Genomic DNA, 24,620 nt, shown 5'->3' with positions numbered 1-24,620 from the left:
TTCATCTAGTGAATTTTATCATCGTATACGAATGCGCGGGAAAACGGTAGACGGGCGTTTCTTCGCGCATCGGTACGGTGGAAGCCACCGTTTTAAACTGAGCCGGATCGGACGGCGTATTGCGGGCGGTCAGATCACCGGCTAAGACAAAAACCTCGGCGCCGGGCTGTCTGTTTGTAAAGCCGTTCAACCGGAGTTTCGTGTCGATGGCTTCCGCGCCCGGATTGACAACGTGCAGGATCAGGGTTTTGGCGTCCTCACTGCGGGTGGCCGTTACGTCCAGCCCCCCTTCAACGGTGCTCCGGACACGCAGGGGCAAATGGTTTTCGGCCTGCATTTGCTGGGCATAAAAAGGCGGCATTCCCCAGGTCTGGTCCGGCGTGAAGAAAATCTGGCCCTGATCCCAGTCGTTGTCATTCTGTAAATAGGGTTGCAGGGCGTTGGCGGGGCTCGACGTCAGGACGTAATCGCTGTGCCGCCGGATGGCATTCAGGTTGGTGGCATGGCCCAGCGCCCGCTGCATCCCGTGTTTGCTGCCGTTTTCTTCAAAAACCGCAATTTTCATGGTTGTTTTCGGGTCCCACTGGTTAAACAGCTGCCACATCCGGGTCAGTTGCCGGTCCGTTTCCAGGCCCGCTTTCGGATCGTCACCGCCGACGTGCAAATCCCAGTAATCGGCCAGTCCGTTCAGCGCCCGGAACACATATTCCATGTTGGGCGAGTCGGGGCGCCACCAGGCCGACTGAATGAGCTGAAGGGAGGGGTCTTTTTGCTTCATGGCCCGGTGGAGGATTTTGTACCGGTTCACGTACTCCTCGTAGCCGTTCCGACTGTTGCGGTTAAAAAGCACTTCTTCGTTGCCAATCTCGATGTATTTCACTCCATACGGTTTTGGGTGGCCGTTTCGGGCGCGCTGGCTCCCCCATTTCGTGGTGGCATCGCCGTTCAGGTATTCGACCATATCGGCCAGGTCCTCGGGCGTTTCGTAAATGTTGACGGCAAAACAGGGCGTTATTTTCGTCGCTTCGCAAAACTTCAGAAACTCCTCGATGCCGAAGCCGTTCGTGCTGTAGTGGTTCCAGTGGCCGCGGTAGGGAGGGCGTTTGTCGGGGTCGCCAATCATGGTTTTGAACCGGTATTCCGGCGAATTCACCATCGTCCCGGCGTAGCGCAGAAAGGTCAGTCCCTGCGCCACCAGCATCCGGCCAAGGTCGGCCCGGATTGGTAAACCCCGAAACTGATCGCTTCCGTTGGCCATCAGCACGACCTGATCGACCCAGAGTTTGCCTTTCGAGCTTAAATAGATCGCCAGTCGGGCGTTCGGATCGGTAGCGCCGGATGTCAGCGTAAAAGGAAACTTCTTCCAGGCGGTGTTGAGGTTGGTCAACGTCCGGACGGCGTAGGTTTTGCGGCCATCGGCACTTTCCAGCGCCACATGAACCGGGCCCGTCAGCCCGTCGGCTTTCAGGTAAAGCCGCCCCTGAAAGGTCTGGCCCTGGCGAACGGCGATGCCCCAGCGGTTGAGGCCCCGGTTGGCAATGCCGGCTTTTCCGGTGCCGCCCAAAAACCGGATCACCTGCGACGTCTTCCCGTTGTAGGCCGTTGTGCTGTCCGGTTCAAAAACCGCCGTCGCGCCCTTGGACTGGACCCGGTCCCAGTTGTAACTCACGTTCTGATTCTGCGCCGTCACCAGCGGCAGGGAGACGGTTTTTCCGTTTTCCTCCACCGTGATGCCCCGAAATTCCATCGCTGATTTCCAGGTGCGCAGGCCAATTTTTCCGGTCAGCAGGGGCGCGTTCGCGTCGCGGTAGGACAGAACCGGTTTTTCGTTCAGGAAAACCGTTAATTCAGGGCCGTTGAGCGTCACCTTTACGGTATTCCAGGCTTCGGGATTCACCGCCACCGCAGCTTCCCGGAGCCGTTCGAAGTTTTGCCGGTGTTTGCCGAGGGCGACCGTTTTACCGTCGCGGCTCAGGCTGATTTCGTAGCCATCAAAACCATCATGCCCGACGCCCGCATTCGCCACCCGAACCAGCAGGGCTCCGCTCTCGCCTTTTCCGATAAACCGGATTTGAGCCTGCACCGTGCCGTTGGCGTAGTCCCGGGGCTCGTAGATGAGCTTGGCACTTTGGTCGGGCTCAACACCCAGCGGGTGGATGCCGTTCATGAACACCTCGCTCGTGGTGTTTCGGCCGGGGATGATCGTAACGGCGTCCGCGGTTGCCGTCCAGTAGCCGGTATACCTCCGCCAGCGGCCCAAATCGACTCCGGTGGCCGGTTCTTCGAAACTCTCGCCAAAAATCCGCTGGTCATAAAAACCGCCGTAGATTTCATGGTTCACATCTTCGATATTCGATCCGTACAGCAACCGGCTAATTGTATTTTCCACCTGATCGCTTTCGACCGTGATGTGGGCCGTCTGGGCCTGGCCCGGGGTCGAAAGTTGCGTCGCCAAAACAGCAAGCGACAACAGAATTTTCGGAAAACCGCCCGTTGTATCGTTTTTCATGAAAAACATGGGAAGGTGAAGGACCCGACTGACCCGACTTTAGCGGTTGGCGGGCAGCCAGACTTTATAGCCTTTCTGCGGGCGGTTGCCCGCGGCATAGTAGGGAACGGCGGTGAAGGTTTTCGTTTCGCCCCGCTTGTTTCTGACCTGGCCGGTAATGACGTTGACCCCCTTGAGCAGGTCCTTCCGGTAGTCCAGGTGCAGGGGGGCAGCCGCCGGAATTTGCAGGGAATCCAGCTGGGCGTTGTCGCTGCTTTCCAGGCAGTAGACAATCGGACCCGATGCCAGCGCAACCAGCCCCTGCAAATCCCGCACCTGCTCGTTGGCCGTGATCCGGCGTGGTTTCATGGGCAGCTCCAGGTCAATCCGGTCCCCTTTTTTCCAGCTCCGGCCGACGACCGCGTAACCTTCTTCCAGCCTGACGGTCTGCGGCTGCCCGTTGACCCGGATGGCAAACGCCTGTTGCAGATCGGAGCGGTACAGATCGTAGGGATTTTCCTTGCCGCGCGCCCAGCCGGGAATCCGGACCCGAACCTCGAACGATTCCGGCTTTTCGGGACTGATCGTCAGACTGATTGTCCCGTTCCAGGGGTAGTTGGTTTCCTGCCGGACCGCGACCCGGTTTCTGGCCAGTTGAACCGTGGCCTCACTGCCGATAAACAGATTGACCAGTACCCGGTTTTCCGCCGAGGCATAAATGAAATCGGGCAGCGCCGAAACCATTTTCAGGAACATGGGCGGACAGCAGGGGCACGAATGCCACGCCCAGCGGGCATGATCGTGGGCGTTGAGCGGATTCTGGTACGTATACTGGGTGCCCGACAGCGAAACGCCGGTCAGCACATTGTTATACAGCGTCCGCTCAAATTCGTCCATGTACTTGCCATCGCCGGTCAGTTCGTTCATGCGCTGGCTGAAAAAACCGGCGCCGACGGCGGCACAGGTTTCCAGGTAAGCATTGGTGGGCAGAAAGTAATCGGGTCCAAATTTTTCGTCGTTGTGAATCGCCCCGACTCCGCCGGTTACGAACATCCGCCGGCCCACCATGTTGTCCCACCAGAGATCGGCGGTTTCGAGGTAGTGCGGAGCCTGGTTTTCCAGCGCCATCGCCGTGATGCCCGTAGCCAGTAAAGTGGCCCGCACGGCGTGACCTTCGATGGTTTTCTGCCCAAAAACCGGGGTCGAGTCCTGGGCGTAGTCGCCCCAGCTCGGCCGGGTGGCCGGGGTGCTCGCTTTGTATTGCTGGTCTTTGATCCATTTCTCCGATTTCTCATTGCCCCAGCTAAGCCAGAGCGGATAACCGGCATGTTTGCCCCGGTTTTCGAGCCAGAACCGGGCCAGCCCGAGGTAAGCCGTTTCGTTGACCGGAACACCCAGTTTTTTCTTCAGATCCGGCTGTTCCTTCAACAACCAGTACAGTTTCAGGACGGCTTCTTCGGGTCCGGAATGGGCGGGGACGATATTCTGTTTAGGGGCGGGGCCCATCAACCCGCTCATGTAATTGGCATACCGGGTGGCCACGCCCAGCAGTTTGGTTTTGCCGGTTGCTTTGTAGTAGTGAACCCCGGCTTCGATGAGCATCCCGGCATTGTAAACATCGTGTTGCCAGCGCAGAAAACCGCCATTTTCGCCCCAGCGGTGCGTTGGTTCCATCAGATCGGTGTAGGTGTTGAGATACCCATTGGGGTCGGTCTGCTGGGCGGCCGCAATGCGGTCGATGTAGCCATCCAGCCGGGCCTGCAAAACCGCATCGGGATGCAGCCGGGTCAGGTCGCCGATGCCCCGGATGGTTTCGTAGATCAGGCCGTCAAACCAGGGCAAACCGGCGTGCTGGCCCCCGCCTTTTTTTCCGGCGGCTATCTTGTCAAAATTGCCAAAGACATTGTTTTTGCTCTGTTCTTCGGCGGTGCTCAGGTGCTTGCCTTCAAATTTATCGAGGACATCGGTGGCGGTTGTTGTGCTCCAGAGTTCCAGTTTCGGACTCCAGAACGGATCCCGGATGGTGGCGCGGTGCACCTGGTAAAGCGGGACCTGCGGCTTGTTGCTGCGGTTTTGTGCCTGACCCGGGCCGGTGGTCAGCAGGAAGCCAAGGAGGCAAAGGGAAGTAAGGTACTTTTTCATGGCGATGCGTTGCGTGACCCAAATATAGAACTCTTTTTCAACTGGTACGAACTGGTACGATTTTTATTTAAATTCACGAATCAGTACCGAGAAAAAAGTACCTTTGCGGGGTACCCAGTCCGGCCGTGAAAGAAAATAAATCAAAATACAAACGGGTGGTCAGCCACGTTACCGACCGAATCCAGTCCGAAGCCTACAAGAGTGGCGACCGCATTCCCTCCATCAATGAATTCCGGGGCCTCTACAACCTGTCGCGGGATACGGTTTTTGCGGGCCTGCGCGAACTGATTGCCAAAGGACTGGTGGAGTCCAATCACGGGATCGGTTATTTTGTAACCAGTACGAAAATCGAAGCCCGCCATCACGTGTTTCTGTTGTTCAACGAATTCAATGGATTCAAGGAAGTATTGTACAACTCGTTCATGGAGTCCGTCGGCAGTTCGGTCGCCGTTGACCTGTATTTTCACAATTACAACCGGAAGATTTTTGAAACGCTGGTCCGCGACGCCAACCACAAATACACGGATTACATCATCATGTCCGGGAAGTTTCAGGGCCTTGGTCCGCTGCTCGAATCGCTTTCGGGGCGGGTGTTTCTGCTGGATCATTTTCACCCGGAACTGAAAGGAACGTATTCGGCCGTTTTTCAGGATTTTGAGAAGAATACCTACGAAGCCCTGACGTCGGGGCTGGCGTTAATCCGCAAATATGGACGGATTTTGATGGTTCAGAAAGAGGAAAAGGAGCCCGAAGAACGGTACGAAGGACTCAAAGGCTTTTGTCAGCAACACGGTTTTGACCACGATTATATTTCGGAAACCGCCAACCGGAAGATCCGGAAAGGGGATTTGTACATCACGGTGAAGGACGAGGACCTGGCGGCTCTCCTGAAGCAGGCCAGCCGGCAACAGTTCCGTCCCGGCACGGATTTCGGCATTATTTCCTACAATGACACGCCCCTGAAAGAGGTGTTGGCGGGCGGCATCACCACGCTGTCCACGGATTTCCGGCGCATGGGCAAGACCATGGCCCAACTCCTTGACACCAAAGCCATCTGCACCATCGAAAATCCCTGGCAGCTCACGGTTCGCCAATCGCTCTGATGGCGGCTGTTAGTTAAAGGGGAATGTGTTACCTTTGCCGGGCCAGGGGCGGTTTTCCCGCTTGCTGGCTGCGCATTTTCTGGAGGACGACCTCCCCCACGATGGGAACGGATTCGGGACGGCCCGCTCACGAAGCAAACGTTTCGGTCATGTCCTGGATTTATTTAGTTATTGCCGGCCTGCTAGAGGTCGTTTGGGCGTATTCGATGAAACAATCGAACGGTTTTACCCGCCCGCTGCCCACCCTCATCACCCTCGTTGCCATGATCGCCAGTTTTGGCCTGCTGGCTGTCGCGATGCGAACCTTGCCGCTGGGCACCGCCTACACGATCTGGACCGGTATCGGTGCCCTGGGCGCTTTCCTGCTCGGCATTTTCTTCCTGGGTGAACCCATTAACAGTACCCGTCTACTGGCGGCCTTTCTCCTTCTGGCCGGGCTTGTCCTGATGAAACTTTCGGCAACGCCTTAGCCGCAAAAACCGCCCACTGGGCGAGACCGCGGTCCATAGGCGGTTTTTTCAGCCGGGAAAGTCAACGGGGCAGGTTGCTGCCGGCGGGTGCCAGAAAGCGGCTGGCGTTTTTCCGGATGAAATACGAACCCACCCCGGTGGTTACGCTGGTGGCTGCCAGCACGAGCGCCCAGAATTGCCCCATCGGCAGGGTGCGGGTCAACAGTTCGGCCCAGAAGGCAGCGTAGAGCCCCACGACGGACCACGTCATGAAGTAGTAGTGCCAGTGCAGCCAGTTTTTGACGCGCTTGCGGGCCAGGGCGGGGACAAAACCGCCCAGGATGGTCAGCATACTGAACAGGGCCAGAATGTGAAAAGGACCGAAGCGGCCAAACAAATGATAAATCTGAAAAGCCGTGCCGTTCAGGATCAGCATACTGATGACGTACAGGTAGCCCAGCCGTCGGTGCAGCTGGTTCCTTTTGGGCAGCGCTACCACGAACGCGGCCAGCAGCATGGCGCAAAAGGCGGAAGCAACGTGAATGAAACCTACGGTAGAATGAACCATAATGGATGGAATGAACAGGCCCCAAACTTACTCGTTGACCGGCAAAACCGGATCGCTGGTTCGATGAACCGGGCGGGAAAGCGGGTAAAACCGGGTATTTACCGGATGACTTCGGGACCTCCGGTCCGGAGCGCGGCCAGGAGGTAGTAAAAAACCGCCTTTCAAAAAAATAGCACCAGGAAGATCCCGGTGCTATTTCATCTACAAGTTAATTATTCTCGAACCTTCTCATTATTTATCCCACCAGACCACGCTGGAGAGCGTATTGGTGCCTCCCTGCCGCGTCCGGGCTTCGATAAAATTCGTTTTGTTGTACGTTTCTTCGGAATCCGGAATCACAAACCGGGTCGGGATTTTACCGCCCGTCAGATTGCCCGGATAGTTGGTCGGGGTCAAAACCGGGTAGCCCGTCCGGCGCCAGTTGGCGAAAATCTCGTACTCATCTTCCAGAAACAGCGACACCCATTTCTGCGTAGCGATCTGCTCGATTTGCTGGGCGGTTGTTCCGGCGATTTTATACGGATTGAGCGCCAGGTAGGCATTCATTTTAGCCTCCGAGATCACCCCGCCGGTGCCGAACAACGCCCACTGCCGCATCCCGGCCTTGACGGCGTTGCCGTACGCCGTGGCCGCCGTCGCTCCGCCACTGGCCCAGCCGCGAACGGCCGCTTCGGCCAGCAGCAGGTTGGTTTCCGCATTGCCGAATACGATCAGGGGCGCGCTGTATTTCAGCAGGGTATTCGGGTTGGGTTCCGAGAACGAGTTGAAGTTGGCGGGCAGGCTGTTGTAAGCCGCGTTGGGCATTCCGCTTTGCAAAGCCGTCGTCGTGTCCGCCGTGAACGTTTTGCCGTCGGCCGAACTCCAGACAATCGAAATTACGTTCAGACGCGGGTCTTTCGTGGTTTTCAGGTAATCGATCAGCGTTTTGGCCAGCTTGCCGCCTTCCACATTGTCGCCACCGGGCGTAATATAGTCGGTGCTCAATAAACCGTTGGCGATAAAATTCCGGCTGGCGGTTTGCGAGCCGTCCACGTACCCAATCACGGCGCGGTCGGCATCGTCCAGAATGACGCCCCCGGCGACGGCTTTTTCCACCCAGGTTTTGGACAGGGCGGCATCCACCTGCGTCAGCCGCATGCCCAGCCGCAGCATCAGCGAATAAGCGAATTTTTTCCATTTGGTCACATCGCCCCCGTACATCAGGTCGGCCGCTCCGAAAGTCGGTTTGGTGGCGTCAAAAGCTGCAATGGATTGTTCCAGCTCTTTCAGCAAATCGGCGTAAATGGCCTGCTGCGTGTCGTATTTGGGGCCGTAGTTTTTGTCCGAAAGGGCTTTCCCGGCGTCGAAATACGGAATGTCGCCGTATACATCGGTCAGCCGGTGGAAAATGTACGCTTTCCAGATCCGGGCCGCCGACAGTTTATTAACATCCGCCGGATTGACCGACACCTTGTCGATCACCTGGCGAACCGAGATGACGGCGCCCTGGCCGGCGGTGGTTCCGGCGTAGGCGCTCCAGCTACCTTGCGAATAACTAAAGTTGAAGTATTTGTCGCCAGCCGCCGGCACCTCCTTGTAGGTCGCAAAATGCTGCATCGACTGCCCGATGGTCAGGTAAGCCGCGCCCGTAAAATTGGTGCTGACGCCGTCGAGCAGGGCCCGCGTGAACAGGTATTCGGGCACAACTTCGGAGTATTTGTTTGGGTCAACGTTCATTTCCTCGAAGCCTTTGTCGCACGAAGACAACAGCAGGAACAACGGAGCCGCAACGCATATTTTTTGAATCAGACGCTTCATCGTGAGATAGTTAGTTGATTAGAATTTCACCATTAAGTTCACCCCAAGGCTCCGGGTTCTGGGAACGCCAAAGGCTTCCAGCCCCTGCGCGTTGGTGCTCGTGTAGCCCGATTCCGGATCGAAGTACTGGTTCTTCTTGTCCTTGTAAAGAATGGCCAGGTTGCGGGCCACCAGCGAAATCGACGCGCCCTGCAACTTCAGGAACGACAGCTTGCCGGCGGGCAGGTTGTAGCTCAGCACCAACTGACGCAGTTTGACGAAATCGTTGTTGAACATAAACATGGCGGTGTAATTCTTGTCGTTGTCGTAGTAGGTGTCCACCTCTTCTTTTTTCCAGGTTTTGGTGAACGGATTGCCTTCCGGCGTCACCCCCGTCACGGTTACCCCGGTTTCGCGACCCGGCAGCGTTTCCTGCGGCAGACCGAAGCGGTAGGCGTACTGATACAGGTTCGAGTACACGATGCTGCCGAATTTGCCGTCGAGCAGGACGTTCAGCGAGAAGTTTTTGTAGCGGAAATTGTTGGTAATCCCCATCGTCAGCGGGGGCGTTCCCTGGCCGATTTCTTCCAGATCACCCCGAACCGCGTAGCCACTGGCCGTATTGAAAACCACGTTGCCGTTAGCGTCGGTTTTCTTGCGGTAGCCCCAAACCGTACCGTAAGGCCGGTCCAGCACGTTCCGGACCAGACCACCACCGACACCGGCGCCGACATCGATGCCGGTCAGTCCTTCGGCCAGCCGCTCGATCTTGCTTTTGTTGTAGGCCATGTTGTAACTCACATCCCAACTGAAATCCGCTTTGCTGACGGGCGTTCCGGTCAGCAGCAACTCGATTCCTTTGTTGCTCAGCTCACCCACGTTCAGCAGGGCCGAGGTGTAACCCGAAGAAACCGCAATGTTGGTCGTAACGATGTCGTCGGTGGTTTTCCGGTTATACAACGTCAGGTCGATGCCCAACCGGTTGTTCAGGAACTTGGCTTCGATACCGGCCTCCGCCGTAGTCGAGGTCAGCGGTTTCAGATCAGGGTTTGGCACCTGCGACGACGACAGCACCTGCACCGGCCGGCCGTTGTGCCCCCCCTGCTGCATCGAATAATACTGGTAAATCTGGTAGGCGTTGACCGTGGCACCACCCACCTGCGCCCACGATGCCCGCAACTTGGCGAAGCTGAAGGCTTTCGGCATCCGGAACGCATCCGACAGAATCAGCGAGCCGCCAATCGACGGGTAAAATATGCTGTTGCTCTTCGGGTTCAGTACCGAAAACCAGTCCTGCCGACCCGATAAGGTCAGGTAGGCCACGTTTTTGTAGCCAAAATCGACCGAACCGAAAACCGAGTTAATCGCACTTTTCATGTACGTCGGCGTGGTGGTCGATGCCCCGAGGTTGGTGTAGCTGTAGAAGTAAGGCACCGTAAATTCGCTCCCGGCAATAACCGTCTGATCGTAGATGGCCCGCTGCACATTGCCGCCCAGCAGCGCCGAAAAGCTCAGGTTGTCGCTGAAGAAATCCGTGTTGTAGTTCAGCGTCAGCATGCCGTTGGTTTCCGACGACGTCACCTTGCGGGCATCGTACGTGCCGAGCGGCTGGAAGGCGTTGTTGGTCGGCTGGACGTATTCCGAAGCAAAGCTGTAGTAATCCTGGCTCACGCTGCCTTTGATGAACAGGTTGTCCAGAATGTCGTACCGGATGCTGCCCTGGCTTAAAAACCGGTGTTTGGTATCGTCGTTTTTGAATTTATTGATGACGAAGTAGGGGTTGGGAGCGGCCGGAACCGGGTTCCATTCCATTTCCTTGCCCGTAACCGGATCGTAGCCCGGCGACAGGCTGCGGATGTCCACCACGTTGGCCACCAGATACGTCGCCCAGTGCGGGTTCATATCGGCGTAGCCCACTTTGGGGCGGTTTTTGCCTTCCTCCTGGTTGTACTGGAAAACCGTCTCGATGCTCAGTTTTTTACCCAGAAACGCGTTCAGGTTCAGGTTGGCGATGCGCCGGTTGAACGAGGAGTTCGGAACAATGCTCTTGGATGCGGTATTGTTCAGGCCCAGCCGGAAGTTGACCGATTCGTTGCCGCCCGTGAACGCTACGGAGTTGATGTAGTTGGTTCCGGTGCGGTAAAAATTCTTCAGGTTGTCTTTCTGGGGCGAATATGGATGCAGCTGGCCGTCCACCTGAATCGTGGGCTGGCCGTCCATGCGCGCGCCGTACGAAAGCCGTCCCGTGCTCTTGGCTTCGGTCACCGTCGTCGGTTTTTTTCCGTCCAGCCCCTGACCGTATTCATACTGCCAGTTCGGAATCACGGCAATGTCTTCAAAGGTCGTGTTGCTGTTCACTTCCACGCCGATGCCTTTCTGACCCCGGCCTTTTTTGGTGGTGATCAAAATGACCCCGTTGGAGGCCCGGGCGCCGTAGAGAGCCGCAGCCGGACCGCCTTTCAGCACACTGATCGACTCGATGTCGTCGGGGTTGATCCCGCCGATCCCGTCACCGCGGTCGACGTTCATCCCGTTGCCGTCGGCGGCCGTACCACCGCCCGGAATGCTGTTGTCCATCGGCATCCCGTTGATGACGTACAACGGCTGGTTGTTGCCGTTGAGCGAGCCGTTTCCCCGAATGATGATCCGGCTCGAACCGCCGGGACCGGTCGCCATCCCCGTCGCGTTGACCCCGGCAATTTTACCGGTCAGGGCGTTGGCGACGTTGTTTTCGCGGGCCTGCGTGAATTCACTTCCTTTGACTTCCGAAACCGCGTACGCCAGGGCTTTTTTCTCCCGGGCAATACCGAGGGCGGTCACCACCACTTCGTTCAGGGATTTGGCTTCCGGACTCAGTTGTACCGAAATCGTCGTCTGGTTGCCCACCGTCACTTCCTGGGACGTGTAACCGACGAAGCTGAAAATAAGAACGGCGGTTTCGATGCCCTGATCCGGCATTTCCAGCTGAAATTTTCCTTCCGAATCCGACGACGTACCGCGCTGGCTGCCTTTCAGCAGGATGCTGACGCCGGGAAGTCCGGTCCCGGTTTCGTCCGCAACTTTGCCGGTGAGGTTGCGTTTGGGCGCTTCCCGGACGCCGGTCGGGCTGGCTTCGGGTTGCGGCACAGCGCGTTTGAGAATAATCCGGTCGTGCACCACCTCGTAGGTTACCTTGTGCGGGGCCAGAATTTTCTCCAGGACTTCCGACAGGGCTTCGTTCTGGAATTTGAACGAATGTTTCTGACTGCCAAAAATCAGCGGATTGTACATGAACTTAACGTTCGTCGCATTCTCAATCCGGTCGAGCGCTTTCTCGATTTCGGCGTTGGTCAATTGCAGGGTAATTTTTTGTTCCAGCACGCGCTGGCTGCGCACGTCATGAGCGTGCACCAGGGAGGTAATAGAGATGGTAACCAGAGCTTGGTACAGAGCAAAGCGCATCAGGGTCTGTAAAGCTTGATGAAATTGTACGATTCTTGACATAATCTTAATTTGGTCGGTTAAAAAGCGGCACAAGACTTTCCCGTCATCCGTTGCAGGCGTGTAGCGAATTGAGCGTAAAATGCAGGGGGCGGGGCCGGTCGTGCAAGGCACCACTGACGCCCGAATACTCAGTAATAGGCGTTCAGCATCGGTTTCATTGAATTTCAGAATCAGTTAGGTTAGAAATGGTTATGCAAAGGTTTTTTTGACCGCTTACCGGAAATTAGTCAGTCATTGGGTTTACAGCGGCTGGAAACAGGACCGGTTTTTAGGCGGCTGGGCTGTAAATACTAAAAAATGCATCCTGGGTGTGGTATACGGTATCGTATGGCAGATTTGGGGTAAAGATGCAGGAACGGGTAGCCGATACTCTTTTCAGAGAAATTATTTTTTGAAAAATTTTAAAAACTTGAAATAATCTATGGTGCCGCCGGCAAGTGGCGGGTCCTGGATGCGCTTTTTACCCTAAAACCGCCAAAACCGATTTCAATCATCCCGCCAGAAGCCCGGTTTACTCCCCTGAATCCGTCGTTCGTCGGAAACCGCTCCCGTTCCGGCCGCCGGGCGGATAATTTTGAACCAGCATTTGAAGTGGTCCGCCACGAAACGACCGTTCCCCGGCTGCGCGCTGCTTTTTCCGGCTTCGGCTGGGCCGCAAACCCTGATCGCCGGCCGGAACGAAAAGGGGCTGCCCGGCGCACAACAGATGGGAGTCTTTGTGAACCGGACCTGAAAAGCCCTTGATCCTGAGGTGATTAGTAATTCTAATTAACGTTAAAAGCGTAGTGGAGTATGTCAAACGAAGAAAAAGAGATCCGGCAGGTTTTCGACGCCATGGCAGCCGCCTGGGACAAGGGCGATGCGGAATGGTTCAGTTCCTACTTCACCGAGGATTGCGATTACGTCACCTTCGCGGGCGATCATCTGGTGGGCCGAAAAGCAATCGCCGATGCCCACGAGACGCTGCTGCACGGAATTTTGCGTGGATCAAGGCTAAAAGGGAGCATCAAAAAAATCCGGTTTTTAACGGCCGATGTTGCCGTGGTTCATGGCGTTGGCGTGGTGCAGCTGCGCTGGCAGAAAACCGCCCCCAAAGGCCGCGAATCAATCAACACTACGGTGTTTGTCCGGCAGAACGGCGAATGGAAGGCAACGGCTTTTCACAACTGCCGCATCCAGAAACCCGGTTTTTTTCAGAAGCTGTTTATGAAGCTACTCAGTTGATTAATCGTTCGTTAACCGCTCTTTTTAACCATTGAAACCATTTTCAACCCTCTGAACATTATGAAAAACAGTCTGCTTTCCCTGACCCTGATGCTGGCGGTTTTTAGCGCTGCCCTGGCACAAAACGAAACGTACACCAAGGCGATGGAAGCGGCCATTGCCAACGTCAAATTCATGACGCCCACGCCGGAGTTGCAGCAGGCCGCCGGGCAGTTGGAGCGCATTGGCAGCGCCGAAACCGCCGAATGGCTCCCGGCTTACTGGGCGTCGTACACTTATATTTTGCTCGCCGTGAAGGAAACCGACGCGGGCAAAAAAGACGGCCTGCTCGATAAAGCGGCCCATTTCTACAAAAAAGTGGCGCAGCAGCAGGCCGACAACGACGAGACGCTGGTGCTGGCGGCCCAGCTGGCAGCCGCGCGCCTGTCGATCGATCCGGAAAACCGCTGGCAGCAATACCTGCCGGAATTTGAAGCGGCCCTCACCAAAGCCAAACAGAAGAATCCCGAAAATCCGCGGATTTACGCCTTGCAGGGACAGTCGCTGTTTTACACGCCGGAAGAGTACGGCGGTGGCAAAACCGCAGCCCGTCCGCTGCTGAAACAAGCCGCTGAAAAATTCGCTACCTTCAAACCGGCATCGACCCTTCACCCCAATTGGGGCCAGGACACCAACCAGTATCTGTTGAGTCAGTGCGGACAGTAAAACCGGGTTTCTCGAGGCATGAATATAATTCGTCAGGTATCGCAGCGTACGCCCGTTGGTATTCTGCTTTCCGTGCTGGTCTGTGTCATGGGCGTATACGGCGGTAGTGCCATTATTTACTTCACCACGGAACTGCTGCTGGGCGGGACGGATGTACACGCGCCGGTTTTGTTTGTGATCGTCAATAACCTGTTCGATGCCCTGATGGCCGTGCTGGTGAGTCAGCTCATGCTGCGAATGGGCGACCGGATTCCGTCGGTCGGGATGCGTCATCTCCTGCTCACGGTTCTGATTGTTGCGCTGGGCGCGCTGGAGAGTGTCTTTTTGTTTTGGCTGGTGGGTAAGCCGCCGGTCAGTGCAGCGGAATTTCCCCGGTGGATTAATTTTTTCTACCTGATTCCGGCCCCGCTGATTGGAAATCTGCTGTATTACTTCCAGCGGCAGGCCCGCAGCGTGACGCGCAAAATTACCGAGCAGGAATACCAGCTTCTGCACCTGGAGCAGCAGAAAACCCGGGCCGAACTGGAAGCGCTGCAAGCCAAAATCAATCCGCATTTTCTGTATAACGCGCTGAATTCCATTGCCAGTCTGGTGCACGACGAACCCGACCGGGCCGAACGGATGGTGCTGCTGTTGTCGAAACTGTTCCGGTATACCACCGGCCTGAAAAACCGCTATTTCAACACCGTGGCCGATGAGCTGGAAATGGTGCGGACGTACCTGGATGTGGAACAGGTGCGCTTTGGCGACCGGCTGAGCTACCGCATCGACCTGACCGACCCGGCCCTGAGCGAGGTGCAGATTCCGCAGTTTCTGCTGCAACCGCTGGTCGAAAATGCCATCAAACACGGTATTTCGCGGGTGGCCGGACCGGGAGCCATCATTCTCCGGATTACGGAGGAAAGCGGTTGGCTGACGGGCCGGATTCACGACAACGGCCCGGTTTTTCCGGAAGAACTCGTCGCGGGCTACGGCCTGCAAAGCATTCAGGATAAATTGAAACTGCTGTACGGCGACGATGCCCGGCTGCTGTTGGAAAACCAGCCGCTGAAGGAGGTGGTGGTGCAGATCCGAAAAGAAAGACTGAACACCGCGCCGGATGCCCTGCGCCCGTCCTGGCCGGCCCAAACCCAACCCGTTGAACAATGAAAGCCGTTACGGAACGCCTGATAATCCGCTGGATTCACCTTCTGGCCAGCATTCCCATCCTGGGGTACATTTACGGCCCCGTGTCGGAAATTCCCGAAGCGGCTTTTGTGGTGAAAGCCGGTATTGTGCCGCTCGTGACTCTGTCCGGTTTCTGGCTCTGGAAAGGCCACTGGTTTAAAAAATGGGTTGGCCGTCAACCCCAGAAGAATCTACCGCCGGGCTCCCGAAAACCGGGAACGCGCCCTTTGAAACTGAACGCCTGAACCATGACGCCCCAATTCCCACTCCGAACGCTGCTGGTCGACGACGAACCATTGGCCCTAAACCGCCTGCGACGCCTGCTGAAACGGTATGAAGATACTTTCCAGATCGTCGGCGAAGCCGTCAACGGGCTGGAAGGACTCAAAGCCGTGGAAGTGCTGGAGCCCGATCTGGTTTTTCTGGACATTGAAATGCCGGGCCTGAACGGGTTTGAAATGCTGGCGAAACTGCCGTATCTGCCCATTGTGGTGTTTGCCACGGCCTATGATGATTATGCCGTGCGGGCTTTCGAGGAAAACTCCATCGACTACCTGCTGAAACCCATCGAACCCGAGCGGCTGGAAAAAACCGTTGAGCGCATCCGCAAAATCCGGTCGGCGCCGACGGGTGCCAACCCGGATTTACGGCACGTGCTCGAACTGCTGAAGCCTAAAAAAGAACTGCACTCGATTTCGGTGAAAACCGGTGACCGGATTTTGCTGATTCCGCTGACCACCATTGCCTACTTCGAAGCCGAGGATAAGTACGTTTTTCTGCATACGGTGGACGGCCAGCAGTTTCTGACCACGCACACGATTGCCACGCTGGAAGAAAAGCTGCCCGACACCTTCACCCGCATCAGCCGCTCGACGCTGCTGAATTCGCGCCATATTCAGGAAATTCAGCGGCACTTCAACGGAAAGTTTGTCATCATCATGCGCGACAAGAAAGCGACGCAGTTGATCACCGGCAGCAGCTTCACCGATAATCTGAAGAGTCTGATGGAGTTGTAGCCGCGTCCGGAAGTGGGGCCGAAACCTCGACTGGGCGGAGAGATAGGACACCGGCCAAAACGCAGGAGGAACAGCCCCGTCGTGGACCGTCTACAGCCGGTTTTCCTGCGTATACGGGTGGGCGGAAAACCGGTCAGTTGATCAGCCGCTGGTAGATCTGGCGCTGGCAGCTAGGAACCGCGTCGGCCCGGGAACGGATCTGGAAATGGCGGTTGGTACAGCCTAATGATCCATTTCCAAATCGGTGGTGTCGGATGAAATGGTTATAAAAAGCGCATTTTTTTAAATGGCGAAATAATTTTAGTGTTTAAGCAGGATTTTCATCGTTTACTTTCCTTATTTGCAACTAAGTAAAAGAACGCATCTCCTATACGTGTCTGGCGAAGTTATAGAATATCATTCTGTCCAAAACTTTTGTACGTATGCATCTTCCGATCGATTGCTCCTTCAAAGGTCGTAATCACGGCGATCATTACCTTCTTTTCATGAACGCCACGACCGCATCCATTCCCCATTCCTGCGCTGCTTCAAAAACGCGGCACTGGACATCCCTGCCCGGAAAAAAGGCGGGTGATTAGCATCCCCAATTTCTTTTCCCGTTCGCACTGGCAGTTCCCAACTGCCTGACTGGAACATGCTGTTTTCATCGGCCCGAATGCCTGAAAAGCGGAACGTATACGCATTTCAGCAAGGTACGGCCCGGTGAGAGCCATGTGATTCGACCGGTTTTCCGGGTCGTCGGTTTCGTTTTTAGCACCGACCGGCTTTTCTGGTTTCATTCTGTCGCAGCTCTCGGCTGTCACACCTTATTATGTGCATACATCAACACCAACCTCGTCCACTTTGAATATTATGGGCTCACAGCAATGCCTTATCATTGAACAATCCGCCACGGCCGTGGCGGAATTAAAGGAATACGTCAGCCGACTCCCCTTTTTCTCGACACCCGATATTTGCGCGTCCGTTTCGGAAGCCTGGGAATTGCTGCGCAGCAAGACCTACAGCCTGGTGTGTTTGGATATCAACCTGCTGGACCTGTCCACCGTTGATCTGATTCATTCGTTTGCCAAACAGGCGCCGGTTATTGTTACCTCTGTCCACGCGGATCTGGCCGTCGACGGTTTTAACCTGGGCGTTGTCGACTATTTGCTCAAACCATTTACATTTCTCCGGTTCACCCGGGCCGTAAACCGGGCGCTGAGCATTCAGATTGCCGCCCAGGACGAAAACGCCCATCCCTTTCTGTTTCTGAAAAAAGGACACACGTTTCAGCGGTTCGATTACAGCACCATTGAATACATTCAGGCTTACGGTATTTATTGTAAAGTCATCGGTCCCCAGAAGGTAGACGTGGTCAACGAGACGATCTCCAACCTGGAGCAAGTGCTCCCCAGTCAGCAATTTCTGCGTATCCACAAATCGTACATTGTCAATCTGGCGATGATTACCGGTTATTCGTACCGGAGCATTTCCGTGGGCGCGCACCAGCTCGCGCTCGGAGCGGTTTACCGCGACCGCTTCGAAGGTTTTCTGAGTTTGCTCGGCAAAAGAAACGAAGACTCGTAAGCGCCGAACCGACCATCCCGCCCCACCGCGCGGAACCGCTAACGCTCCGGCGACGATTCAACATCGGAAACCGCCGGCGCGTTAGCGGTTCCGCGCGGTGGAGACGCTGAAGGAGCGGAGGAATAAAGGAGGAAAATATAAATCCGTTCCTTTATTCCTTCGCTCCTTATACCTTTTAAATCCCTGTGCTTTTTAGTAACTTGCAACCTGATTTTGAACGGCCCACCTCGTCGGGCCGTCTTTATGTTAAAGTTTGTTAAAACGAATCTGGCTGAATGAAAGAACTCATTGACCTGAGCAATCTGCCCCGACATGTGGCCGTTATTATGGACGGAAACGGACGCTGGGCCAAAAAGCAGGGCGCTGCGCGGGTATTCGGCCATCGAAATGCAATCAAATCCGTCAGGGAAGTGACCGAGGGATGTGCGGAACTGGGTGTAAAATACCTGACACTCTACACGTTTTCAACGGAAAACTGGAACCGGCCTAAACTGGAAATCGATGCACTCATGCATTTGCTGGTGCACACCATTCGGGCCGAAGTCCCCACGCTGATGGAAAATAACGTCCGGCTGACGGCCATCGGCAGCATTGATACCTTGCCGAAAGATTGCCGGTCGGAGCTGGCCGAAGCCATGCGGCTGACCGAAAACAACGACGGTCTTAACCTGATCCTGGCGTTGAGCTACAGCGGCAAATGGGATATTCTGGAAGCCACCAAAAAGCTGGCCCGCCAGATTCAGAACGGCAGCCTGACGCCCGACCAGATCGACGAAGAGGTGTTTGCCCAGTCGCTGGCAACGCAGGGAATCGACGAAGTCGATCTGATGATTCGGACGGGGGGCGACCATCGCATCAGTAACTTTATGCTCTGGCAGTTAGCCTACGCAGAACTCTATATTATGAATGACGTGTTGTGGCCCGATTTTCGTAAACCGCACTTGTGGGAAGCAATTCTGACGTATCAGAACCGGGAACGGCGTTTTGGGAAAATCAGCGAACAACTCGTAAAGTAACCTATGAAAGTAAGCACTACCCCCTTGGTAATCTGGAACAGTAAAGTCGTTCGGGCGGGCCTCAGCTCGTTGCTGCTGTTCGTTGCGTTGTCGGGCCAAGCCCAGATTCGACCCGGTTTTGGGGGCGGACGCATCACGACCACCCCGGCAGCCCCCAGTTCATCGGCGGCTCTCGATCTGAATTATGCCGATCCGAAAGAATACGAAATTGCCGGTTTGACCGTAACGGGCAACAAGTACCTGGACCCCAACTCCCTGCTTTCCCTGACGGGTTTAAAGGTGGGCGACAAAGTTCGGATTCCGGGCGAAAGCATCAACGGAGCCATCAAGCGACTCATGGCGCAGGGGCTGCTGGAAGATGTCGAGATTCTGGCCACGAAAGTCGAAGGCGATCAGGTCACCCTGAACGTGTCCATTAAGGAACAGCCCCGTTTGTATAAAGTTACCTTCGTCGGCATCCGCAAATCGGAGCAGGACGCCCTTAAAGACAAGGTGAAGCTGAATCTGGGTCGTCTGATCTCCAACACGTTGATCAAGAATACCCAGCTTAGCGTCAAGAAATATTTCGTGGAGAAAGGCTACCTGAACACGAAAGTTAAAATTCTGTCCGTACCGACCGATAGTACCCGCAACCAGGCTACGATGCGGGTTTCCATCGAAAAAGGCGGCAAGGTCAAAATCAATAACATTGACATTCGGGGCCGTGAACTGGTGGAGGAATCAAAAATCCGGCTGAAAATGAAAGGCACCAAACAGATGCGGTTTGGCCGGTTGTTCACGCCTTCCAAGTTTGTTCCCAAGAAGTTTGAAGAAGACAAACAGAAGGTTATCGAGTATTATAACAAGCAGGGCTACCGGGATGCGTCGGTTACCTTCGACTCGGTTTTTGCCCACGACGGCCGGACGGTGGACATCATTATGAACATCGACGAAGGTCGGAAATACTACGTTCGCAACATCAGCTGGGAAGGCAATTACCTGTATCCCGACGAGGTCCTGACGGAAGTGCTGGGCGTCAAAAAGGGGGACGTCTACAGCAAAGAAGAAATCGAGAAAAAGAAAAACGGTATTCCCGGCAGTGACCTGAGTTCGGCCTACATGGACAAAGGGTACCTGTACTTCAACGCGGAAGACGTGATCAAAAGCGTCGACGGCGATTCGCTGGATCTGGAATTCCGGATTTTTGAAGGCAAGCAGGCCACCATCAACCGGATTATCCTGAACGGAAATACGAAAACCAGCGACCACGTGGTGCTGCGGGAAATCCGGACGCTACCCGGCCAGAAATTCAGCAAAACCGACATCATCCGGACCCAGCGCGAACTGGCAACCCTGGGTTATTTCGATCCGGAGAAAATCGGCATCAACCCGGTTCCGCAACCCGACGGGACGGTGGATATTGAATACACGGTGGAAGAAAAACCGAGTGACCAGATCGAGTTGTCCGGTGGCTGGGGTGGTTATGTCGGTTTTGTCGGCACGCTGGGTCTGGTGTTCAACAACTTCTCGGCGCGTAACATCACGAACATGAAAGCCTGGCGGCCCCTGCCGGCGGGCGACGGCCAGAAACTGGCGCTGCGCTTTCAGGCCAACGGCCGGCAGTTCCAGACGTATTCGCTGACGTTTACCGAGCCCTGGCTGGGTGGTAAAAAACCGAATGCGCTCTCTGTTAGTGTGTCACGGACGGTTTACCGGATTTCGGATATTACCCAGTTGTACAGTAACCCGAGTGCGTACGGTAAAAACTTCCTGGGTTCCTACGGCAACACGATGGTTTCGCTCGGTTTGGGCCGCCGGTTGCGGTTTCCGGACGATTACTTCCAGTTGAGCAACTCCCTGACCTATCAGCGCTATGAGTTGAACAACTACGATATTTTCGGGATCGGCCTGCGGGACGGAACGTCCAACAGCATTACGTTCAACACCACGCTGGCCCGGAACAGCATCGATCAGCCGCAGTTTCCGCGTTCCGGTTCGTCGATCTCGCTGATGGCCACGCTGACCCCGCCGTATTCGGCGTTCTCCAACAAAACGACGAACACCAACGTCGATATCCGGGATCGCTACAAGTGGGTTGAATACCACAAATGGATGTTCGACGCGAGCTGGTTTGCCACCGTAACGGGCAAACTCGTCCTGAATGCCCGGGCGCACATGGGCTTCTTGGGCCGGTATAATTCCCGGACGGAGTTTAGCCCCTTTGAGCGGTTTGTCCTGGGTGGTTCGGGTCTGGCCGGTACGGGGCAGTTTGCGCTGGCGCAGGACATCATCGGTTTGCGGGGCTACAACGACCGGGATGTGTACACCGGGATGAACGGCGTTTCGCCGACGCCTTTGGAACGCCAGCGGGGCGGTCTGGCGTTTAGTAAGTACGTCATGGAACTGCGCTACCCGGTATCGCTGAACCCGTCGGCCACGATTTTCGTGCTGACGTTCCTCGAGGCCGGAAACAACTGGGGAAATTTCAAGAATTACAATCCCTTTGATCTGAAACGGGCCGCCGGAGCCGGAGCCCGGATCTTTATGCCCGCCTTTGGGTTGATCGGAATTGACTACGGATACGGTTTCGACCGGATGCCGGGTTCGCCCACCCGTACGGGGCCGGGCGGTCAGTTCCACTTTACAATCGGGCAGCAGATCAGATAAGAAATTGGTCTTTGCGACGTTATTAATAGATGCAAACCAGGCACTAAATTGAGCGTAATTGGTTCATGCAGAATAAAATAATGTCGGAGCGTTCCGGTTTTGTTTCAAAAAATGTCATGATAAAAGGACTAATTTTTGTAACTTTGCTCTCCTTTTCGGCCCTTGGGTCGGCACAGGCGCAGAAACTGGGGTATGTTGATTCGGAATTTATTACCAGCAAGATGCCCACGTACCAGAAAGCCCTGACGGAGATTGACAAGTTTGCCGAAAAGTGGTCGAAGGATATTCAGGATAAGTATTCGGAGATCGACAAGTTGCAGAAAACGTACCAGGCCGAAGAAATCCTGCTGACGGAAGATATGAAGCGGGATCGGCTGCGAATTATCAGTGAGAAGGAGCATGAAGCCCGGGAGTATAATAACAAGGTGTTTGGCTACGAAGGCATGCTGTTTAAAAAACGGCAGGAGTTGATGAAACCGGTGACCGAAGTGGTGATGCGGGCCATTGACAAGGTAGCGACCCAGAAACGGCTGGACATGGTTCTGGACAAAGCCAGTGAGGGTGTCGTCATGTTGTATACCAATCCCAAACACGATTATACCGACTACGTGATGGAAGAGCTGGGCCTGACGGCTGATCCGAAAGCCAAAAGTACCGCTCCCGCCGAAGCCATCAGTACCAATCCGACGGAGAGGGAATTAAACCCGGCGAGCAATTCTAAATCAAATACAAGTAAACCGACAAAACAACCAAAATAACAAAGAGAGAATGAAAAACAAACTCATTGCACTGGCAGTAACTCTGCTATTAGGCGGTAGCCAGGTGTGGGCACAGGCGCAACAACCGGCAGCAGCCCCGGTGGTTTCTGTGAAGATTGGCTATACGAATATGGAGTTCATCCTGCAAAGCATGCCGGAATTCAAGGATATTCAAAATCAGCTTACCATTCAACGTACGCAGTTAGAGAAGAATTACGGTGATATGTCCAAAGAGTTTCAGGACAAACTGGGTGCTTACGAAAAAGGTCAGGCCCAAATGTCGGACGTGATCAAAGCCGATAAAGAAAAAGAGTTACAGTCGCTGCAACAGCGGATTCAGGAGTTTCAGTCCAACTCGTCAACGCAATTGCAGACGAAATACAACCAGTTGGTGAATCCGGTGATGCAAAAGATTCAGACCAATATTGATGCCGTAGCCAAAGAAAATGGCTTTAACTTCGTCTTTAACCTGGACGCCGGCTCGGGCACCATTCCGGTTTTGCTGGTGGCTCCCGAAGAGAACAACATCTCGGATCTGGTATTTAAAAAGATGAACGTACCCATTCCGTCGAAACAGGCGGCTGCTCAGCCAGCACCGACAACGCCCGGCAAGACTACGACGGCTCCGGCTCCCAAGAAGAATAAATAAGACTGATTATGATGCAGAGAGCCGCCTAAAACTAGGCGGCTTTTTGTTTTTACGGTCTTTTCAACACCTGGTTACCGGAAAAACCGGATTGAACTTTTTCTTGAATAAATACAAATAAGGGTTCATTTCAGCGCGCGGTGAATCAATAAAATCGTATGTTTACGGTTTCCGTAAAATCTATCTGGTATTTTTGCGTTACACTTAAAAACCATCGGTGACGATTCCTCATGTTGCAAAAAATAGGGAGTATAGTTGCTTTACTTATATTCTTAACCCGGCTAAACACGTTTGCACAGGAAGTAAAGCCCCTTCAAATAATCCTACCGAATCAGGCAGATCGCCAAAACGCGGGCTGGAATCAGATCGCTGAAGGGCAAACCCTTACGTTTACCATCCGGGCGGCAGGCAGCAAGTCTGATTCGCTAACCTATGCTATCAAACAGGGGCAAATGGAGGGAATGGTGCTGGACTCGCTGGGCCATTTTCGCTGGACGCCGGGCTTCGACATTGCCGACCGGATCAATACGACCAAAAGCATTCCGGTCATCTTCGAAATCCGGAATAAACAGGGCGAAACCGCCACCCAGTCGGTGGATCTTAAAGTGCAGCACGTAAACCGCCCTCCGTTGATTGGCGATTTGCGCCCGTTTTACGTTCGGAACAAAACTCAGAATGTTTATAAAATTGATGCGTCCGTAGTTCGGGACGAAGACAACGATCCGGTGGTGTTTATTCCCATTCCGGACCAAATGCCGGAGAATGCTAAACTGACGGCGCAGGGCGAGCTGAGCTGGCAGCCGTCGTTGAACCAGTTCAATCAGTTGAAAGCAAACAAGGCGCAGTACATTGAGTTCTGGGTGGAAGACCAGCCCGCCAAATCCCGCACGAAAGGCCGCCTGAAACTGGAAGTGACGCAGATGGATGTGCCGCCCGAGATTACGCTGATTCCGGAAGAACCGCGCGTCCGAATCAAGGAAAATACCACGGTTAACCTGAAGTTTTACCTGAGCGATCCCAACGGTGACGACGACATCAAAACGTTCGATTTTCTGTCGGAAAGCCAGGATGTGCCAAAAAGTGCCCTGCGGAAAAATACGGCCACCAATTACGAATTTATCTGGAAACCGGATTATGATTTCGTGAAAGATCCGCACGATTCGCTCTCGTTTCAGATCGTGTTTTTTGCGCTCGATCAGGGCCAGAACCGGGCCGAACGGAAAATTAATTTCACGGTTTACAACGCGATCAACGAAGACGAAAAAGACCGGTATTATTACGCTCAGTACCGCCAGTCGCTGGTCACCGCCTGGAACCTGTTGAGTCAATTGGGCGAAAAAGAAGAGGAACTCAAGCGGAGCTACCGGAGAGCAAAAACCGGGAAGCGGAACCGCTCGGTGGCCAATGCTGGTTTGGGGGCGGTTACGGGCGTTACCCCGGCGGTGGTGGCCAATAACCAGAATACCAAGATACAGACCAACATGCGGTACGTATCGGCGGTCGGCGGAACGGCCGTTTTGACAATGGGAACGCTCGAAGCAACGGAAGTAATTGGGAAATCGATGAAGGACCTGCTCGACCGTTTTAATTACGTGATGAGTAAAAAGAGCGAATTGCAGAACAAAGGTGATGTCTTTGCCCGCGAATTTGCCCTGAAAGCCACCCGCCGGAATCATGACTTTGTCAAGAAGCTGGACGATTTCCGGGCCGCCATGAGCCTTTCCGGACTGGTCGCGCTCGAACTGGATGCGGCCTGGCAGAGCAAAACCGAAGTAAATGATAAGGGCTTGAAACGCATGTTCAAAGACTTTGCGCCCATGGAAGAAGCGCAGACGAGCAGTCGGCAGTAGAATTCCCCGTTTTACGT

19 protein-coding genes are annotated in these 24,620 nt (G+C 54.8%); 14 read left to right on the top strand and 5 right to left on the bottom strand.

Annotation, left to right across the window (positions count from 1 at the left end; all coding sequences use genetic code 11):
- Position 1: 1 nt before the first annotated feature.
- Entirely contained in the window at positions 2 to 2,509 is a 2,508-nt protein-coding gene (locus ACYVHX_RS15005) for a family 16 glycoside hydrolase (protein ID WP_460672470.1), read from the bottom strand.
- A 39-nt stretch (positions 2,510 to 2,548) separates the two neighbouring features.
- Entirely contained in the window at positions 2,549 to 4,630 is a 2,082-nt protein-coding gene (locus tag ACYVHX_RS15000; protein ID WP_460672469.1) for a glycoside hydrolase family 127 protein, read from the bottom strand.
- A gap of 125 nt (positions 4,631 to 4,755) precedes the next feature.
- Between ACYVHX_RS15000 and ACYVHX_RS14995 the strand changes: the two genes are divergently transcribed.
- Both ACYVHX_RS14995 and ACYVHX_RS14990 read left to right on the top strand, forming a co-directional pair.
- Positions 4,756 to 5,733: a GntR family transcriptional regulator gene (locus ACYVHX_RS14995; RefSeq protein WP_460672468.1), complete on the top strand. Its 978-nt coding sequence runs from the start codon at positions 4,756 to 4,758 to the stop codon at positions 5,731 to 5,733.
- A gap of 23 nt (positions 5,734 to 5,756) precedes the next feature.
- Positions 5,757 to 6,203: a DMT family transporter gene (locus tag ACYVHX_RS14990; RefSeq protein ID WP_460672467.1), complete on the top strand. Its 447-nt coding sequence runs from the start codon at positions 5,757 to 5,759 to the stop codon at positions 6,201 to 6,203.
- A gap of 61 nt (positions 6,204 to 6,264) precedes the next feature.
- Here the strand turns inward: ACYVHX_RS14990 and ACYVHX_RS14985 are convergent, their stop codons facing one another.
- The 3 genes from ACYVHX_RS14985 to ACYVHX_RS14975 all read right to left on the bottom strand — a co-directional run bounded on the left by ACYVHX_RS14985 (position 6,265) and on the right by ACYVHX_RS14975 (position 11,967).
- Positions 6,265 to 6,750 carry a DUF2306 domain-containing protein gene (locus ACYVHX_RS14985; RefSeq protein WP_460672466.1) on the bottom strand — a complete coding sequence of 162 codons (486 nt, stop codon included), beginning with the start codon at positions 6,748 to 6,750 and terminating at the stop codon, positions 6,265 to 6,267.
- Between the two features lie 231 nt (positions 6,751 to 6,981).
- Positions 6,982 to 8,547 (bottom strand): SusD/RagB family nutrient-binding outer membrane lipoprotein, encoded by a 1,566-nt coding sequence (locus ACYVHX_RS14980; protein WP_460672465.1) that lies wholly within the window; start codon positions 8,545 to 8,547, stop codon positions 6,982 to 6,984.
- 18 nt (positions 8,548 to 8,565) lie between these two features.
- The gene (locus ACYVHX_RS14975; RefSeq protein WP_460672464.1) at positions 8,566 to 11,967 is read right to left on the bottom strand and encodes a SusC/RagA family TonB-linked outer membrane protein; all 3,402 of its coding nucleotides are present in this window, start codon (positions 11,965 to 11,967) and stop codon (positions 8,566 to 8,568) included.
- A gap of 834 nt (positions 11,968 to 12,801) precedes the next feature.
- On the opposite strand from ACYVHX_RS14975, the gene ACYVHX_RS14970 reads away from it, so the two are divergent.
- From ACYVHX_RS14970 to ACYVHX_RS14915, 12 genes are all read left to right on the top strand, one after another.
- On the top strand, positions 12,802 to 13,233 hold the full coding sequence (locus ACYVHX_RS14970) for an SgcJ/EcaC family oxidoreductase (protein WP_460672463.1): 432 nt from the start codon (positions 12,802 to 12,804) through the stop codon (positions 13,231 to 13,233).
- 60 nt (positions 13,234 to 13,293) lie between these two features.
- Positions 13,294 to 13,938, top strand: coding sequence for a hypothetical protein (locus ACYVHX_RS14965; protein WP_460672462.1), 645 nt, complete (start codon positions 13,294 to 13,296; stop codon positions 13,936 to 13,938).
- 18 nt (positions 13,939 to 13,956) lie between these two features.
- A complete protein-coding gene (locus tag ACYVHX_RS14960; RefSeq protein WP_460672461.1) occupies positions 13,957 to 15,087 on the top strand; it encodes a sensor histidine kinase in 1,131 nt (376 codons plus the stop codon).
- Positions 15,084 to 15,350 (top strand): hypothetical protein, encoded by a 267-nt coding sequence (locus tag ACYVHX_RS14955; RefSeq protein WP_460672460.1) that lies wholly within the window; start codon positions 15,084 to 15,086, stop codon positions 15,348 to 15,350. The genes ACYVHX_RS14960 and ACYVHX_RS14955 overlap by 4 nt, the downstream gene beginning before the upstream one ends.
- A 3-nt stretch (positions 15,351 to 15,353) precedes the next feature.
- Positions 15,354 to 16,121 carry a LytR/AlgR family response regulator transcription factor gene (locus ACYVHX_RS14950; protein WP_460672459.1) on the top strand — a complete coding sequence of 256 codons (768 nt, stop codon included), beginning with the start codon at positions 15,354 to 15,356 and terminating at the stop codon, positions 16,119 to 16,121.
- 422 nt (positions 16,122 to 16,543) lie between these two features.
- Positions 16,544 to 16,699, top strand: a complete 156-nt coding sequence (locus ACYVHX_RS14945) for a hypothetical protein (RefSeq protein WP_460672458.1) — start codon at positions 16,544 to 16,546, stop codon at positions 16,697 to 16,699.
- Between the two features lie 274 nt (positions 16,700 to 16,973).
- A complete protein-coding gene (locus ACYVHX_RS14940) occupies positions 16,974 to 17,687 on the top strand; it encodes a LytR/AlgR family response regulator transcription factor (RefSeq protein ID WP_460672457.1) in 714 nt (237 codons plus the stop codon).
- A 275-nt stretch (positions 17,688 to 17,962) separates the two neighbouring features.
- Positions 17,963 to 18,703 (top strand): isoprenyl transferase, encoded by a 741-nt coding sequence (locus ACYVHX_RS14935; RefSeq protein ID WP_460672456.1) that lies wholly within the window; start codon positions 17,963 to 17,965, stop codon positions 18,701 to 18,703.
- A gap of 3 nt (positions 18,704 to 18,706) precedes the next feature.
- Entirely contained in the window at positions 18,707 to 21,349 is a 2,643-nt protein-coding gene (gene bamA / locus ACYVHX_RS14930; protein WP_460672455.1) for an outer membrane protein assembly factor BamA, read from the top strand.
- Between the two features lie 116 nt (positions 21,350 to 21,465).
- Entirely contained in the window at positions 21,466 to 22,107 is a 642-nt protein-coding gene (locus tag ACYVHX_RS14925) for an OmpH/Skp family outer membrane protein (protein WP_460672454.1), read from the top strand.
- Positions 22,108 to 22,117: 10 nt separating this feature from the next.
- Positions 22,118 to 22,756: an OmpH/Skp family outer membrane protein gene (locus tag ACYVHX_RS14920; protein ID WP_460672453.1), complete on the top strand. Its 639-nt coding sequence runs from the start codon at positions 22,118 to 22,120 to the stop codon at positions 22,754 to 22,756.
- 227 nt (positions 22,757 to 22,983) lie between these two features.
- Complete coding sequence (locus ACYVHX_RS14915; RefSeq protein WP_460672452.1) at positions 22,984 to 24,603, top strand: hypothetical protein; 1,620 nt, start codon at positions 22,984 to 22,986, stop codon at positions 24,601 to 24,603.
- Positions 24,604 to 24,620: the final 17 nt, after the last annotated feature.

It is taken from the genome of Larkinella ripae (genome assembly GCF_054780775.1).
This window is presented reverse-complemented; position numbering and strand designations above follow the sequence as displayed.

Bases quoted from the DNA above. Each gene is read 5' to 3' on its own strand.
- ACYVHX_RS14965 (WP_460672462.1), top strand. From the start codon at position 13,294: ATGAAAAACAGTCTGCTTTCCCTGACCCTGATGCTGGCGGTTTTTAGC.
- ACYVHX_RS14950 (WP_460672459.1), top strand. From the start codon at position 15,354: ATGACGCCCCAATTCCCACTCCGAACGCTGCTGGTCGACGACGAACCA.
- ACYVHX_RS14975 (WP_460672464.1), bottom strand. From the start codon at position 11,967: ATGCGCTTTGCTCTGTACCAAGCTCTGGTTACCATCTCTATTACCTCC.
- bamA (WP_460672455.1), top strand. From the start codon at position 18,707: ATGAAAGTAAGCACTACCCCCTTGGTAATCTGGAACAGTAAAGTCGTT.
- ACYVHX_RS14920 (WP_460672453.1), top strand. From the start codon at position 22,118: ATGAAAAACAAACTCATTGCACTGGCAGTAACTCTGCTATTAGGCGGT.
- ACYVHX_RS14955 (WP_460672460.1), top strand. From the start codon at position 15,084: ATGAAAGCCGTTACGGAACGCCTGATAATCCGCTGGATTCACCTTCTG.
- ACYVHX_RS14970 (WP_460672463.1), top strand. From the start codon at position 12,802: ATGTCAAACGAAGAAAAAGAGATCCGGCAGGTTTTCGACGCCATGGCA.
- ACYVHX_RS14980 (WP_460672465.1), bottom strand. From the start codon at position 8,547: ATGAAGCGTCTGATTCAAAAAATATGCGTTGCGGCTCCGTTGTTCCTG.
- ACYVHX_RS15000 (WP_460672469.1), bottom strand. From the start codon at position 4,630: ATGAAAAAGTACCTTACTTCCCTTTGCCTCCTTGGCTTCCTGCTGACC.
- ACYVHX_RS14960 (WP_460672461.1), top strand. From the start codon at position 13,957: ATGAATATAATTCGTCAGGTATCGCAGCGTACGCCCGTTGGTATTCTG.
- ACYVHX_RS14925 (WP_460672454.1), top strand. From the start codon at position 21,466: ATGATAAAAGGACTAATTTTTGTAACTTTGCTCTCCTTTTCGGCCCTT.
- ACYVHX_RS14945 (WP_460672458.1), top strand. From the start codon at position 16,544: ATGCATCTTCCGATCGATTGCTCCTTCAAAGGTCGTAATCACGGCGAT.
- ACYVHX_RS15005 (WP_460672470.1), bottom strand. From the start codon at position 2,509: ATGAAAAACGATACAACGGGCGGTTTTCCGAAAATTCTGTTGTCGCTT.
- ACYVHX_RS14985 (WP_460672466.1), bottom strand. From the start codon at position 6,750: ATGGTTCATTCTACCGTAGGTTTCATTCACGTTGCTTCCGCCTTTTGC.
- ACYVHX_RS14990 (WP_460672467.1), top strand. From the start codon at position 5,757: ATGTGTTACCTTTGCCGGGCCAGGGGCGGTTTTCCCGCTTGCTGGCTG.
- ACYVHX_RS14915 (WP_460672452.1), top strand. From the start codon at position 22,984: ATGTTGCAAAAAATAGGGAGTATAGTTGCTTTACTTATATTCTTAACC.
- ACYVHX_RS14935 (WP_460672456.1), top strand. From the start codon at position 17,963: ATGAAAGAACTCATTGACCTGAGCAATCTGCCCCGACATGTGGCCGTT.
- ACYVHX_RS14940 (WP_460672457.1), top strand. From the start codon at position 16,974: ATGGGCTCACAGCAATGCCTTATCATTGAACAATCCGCCACGGCCGTG.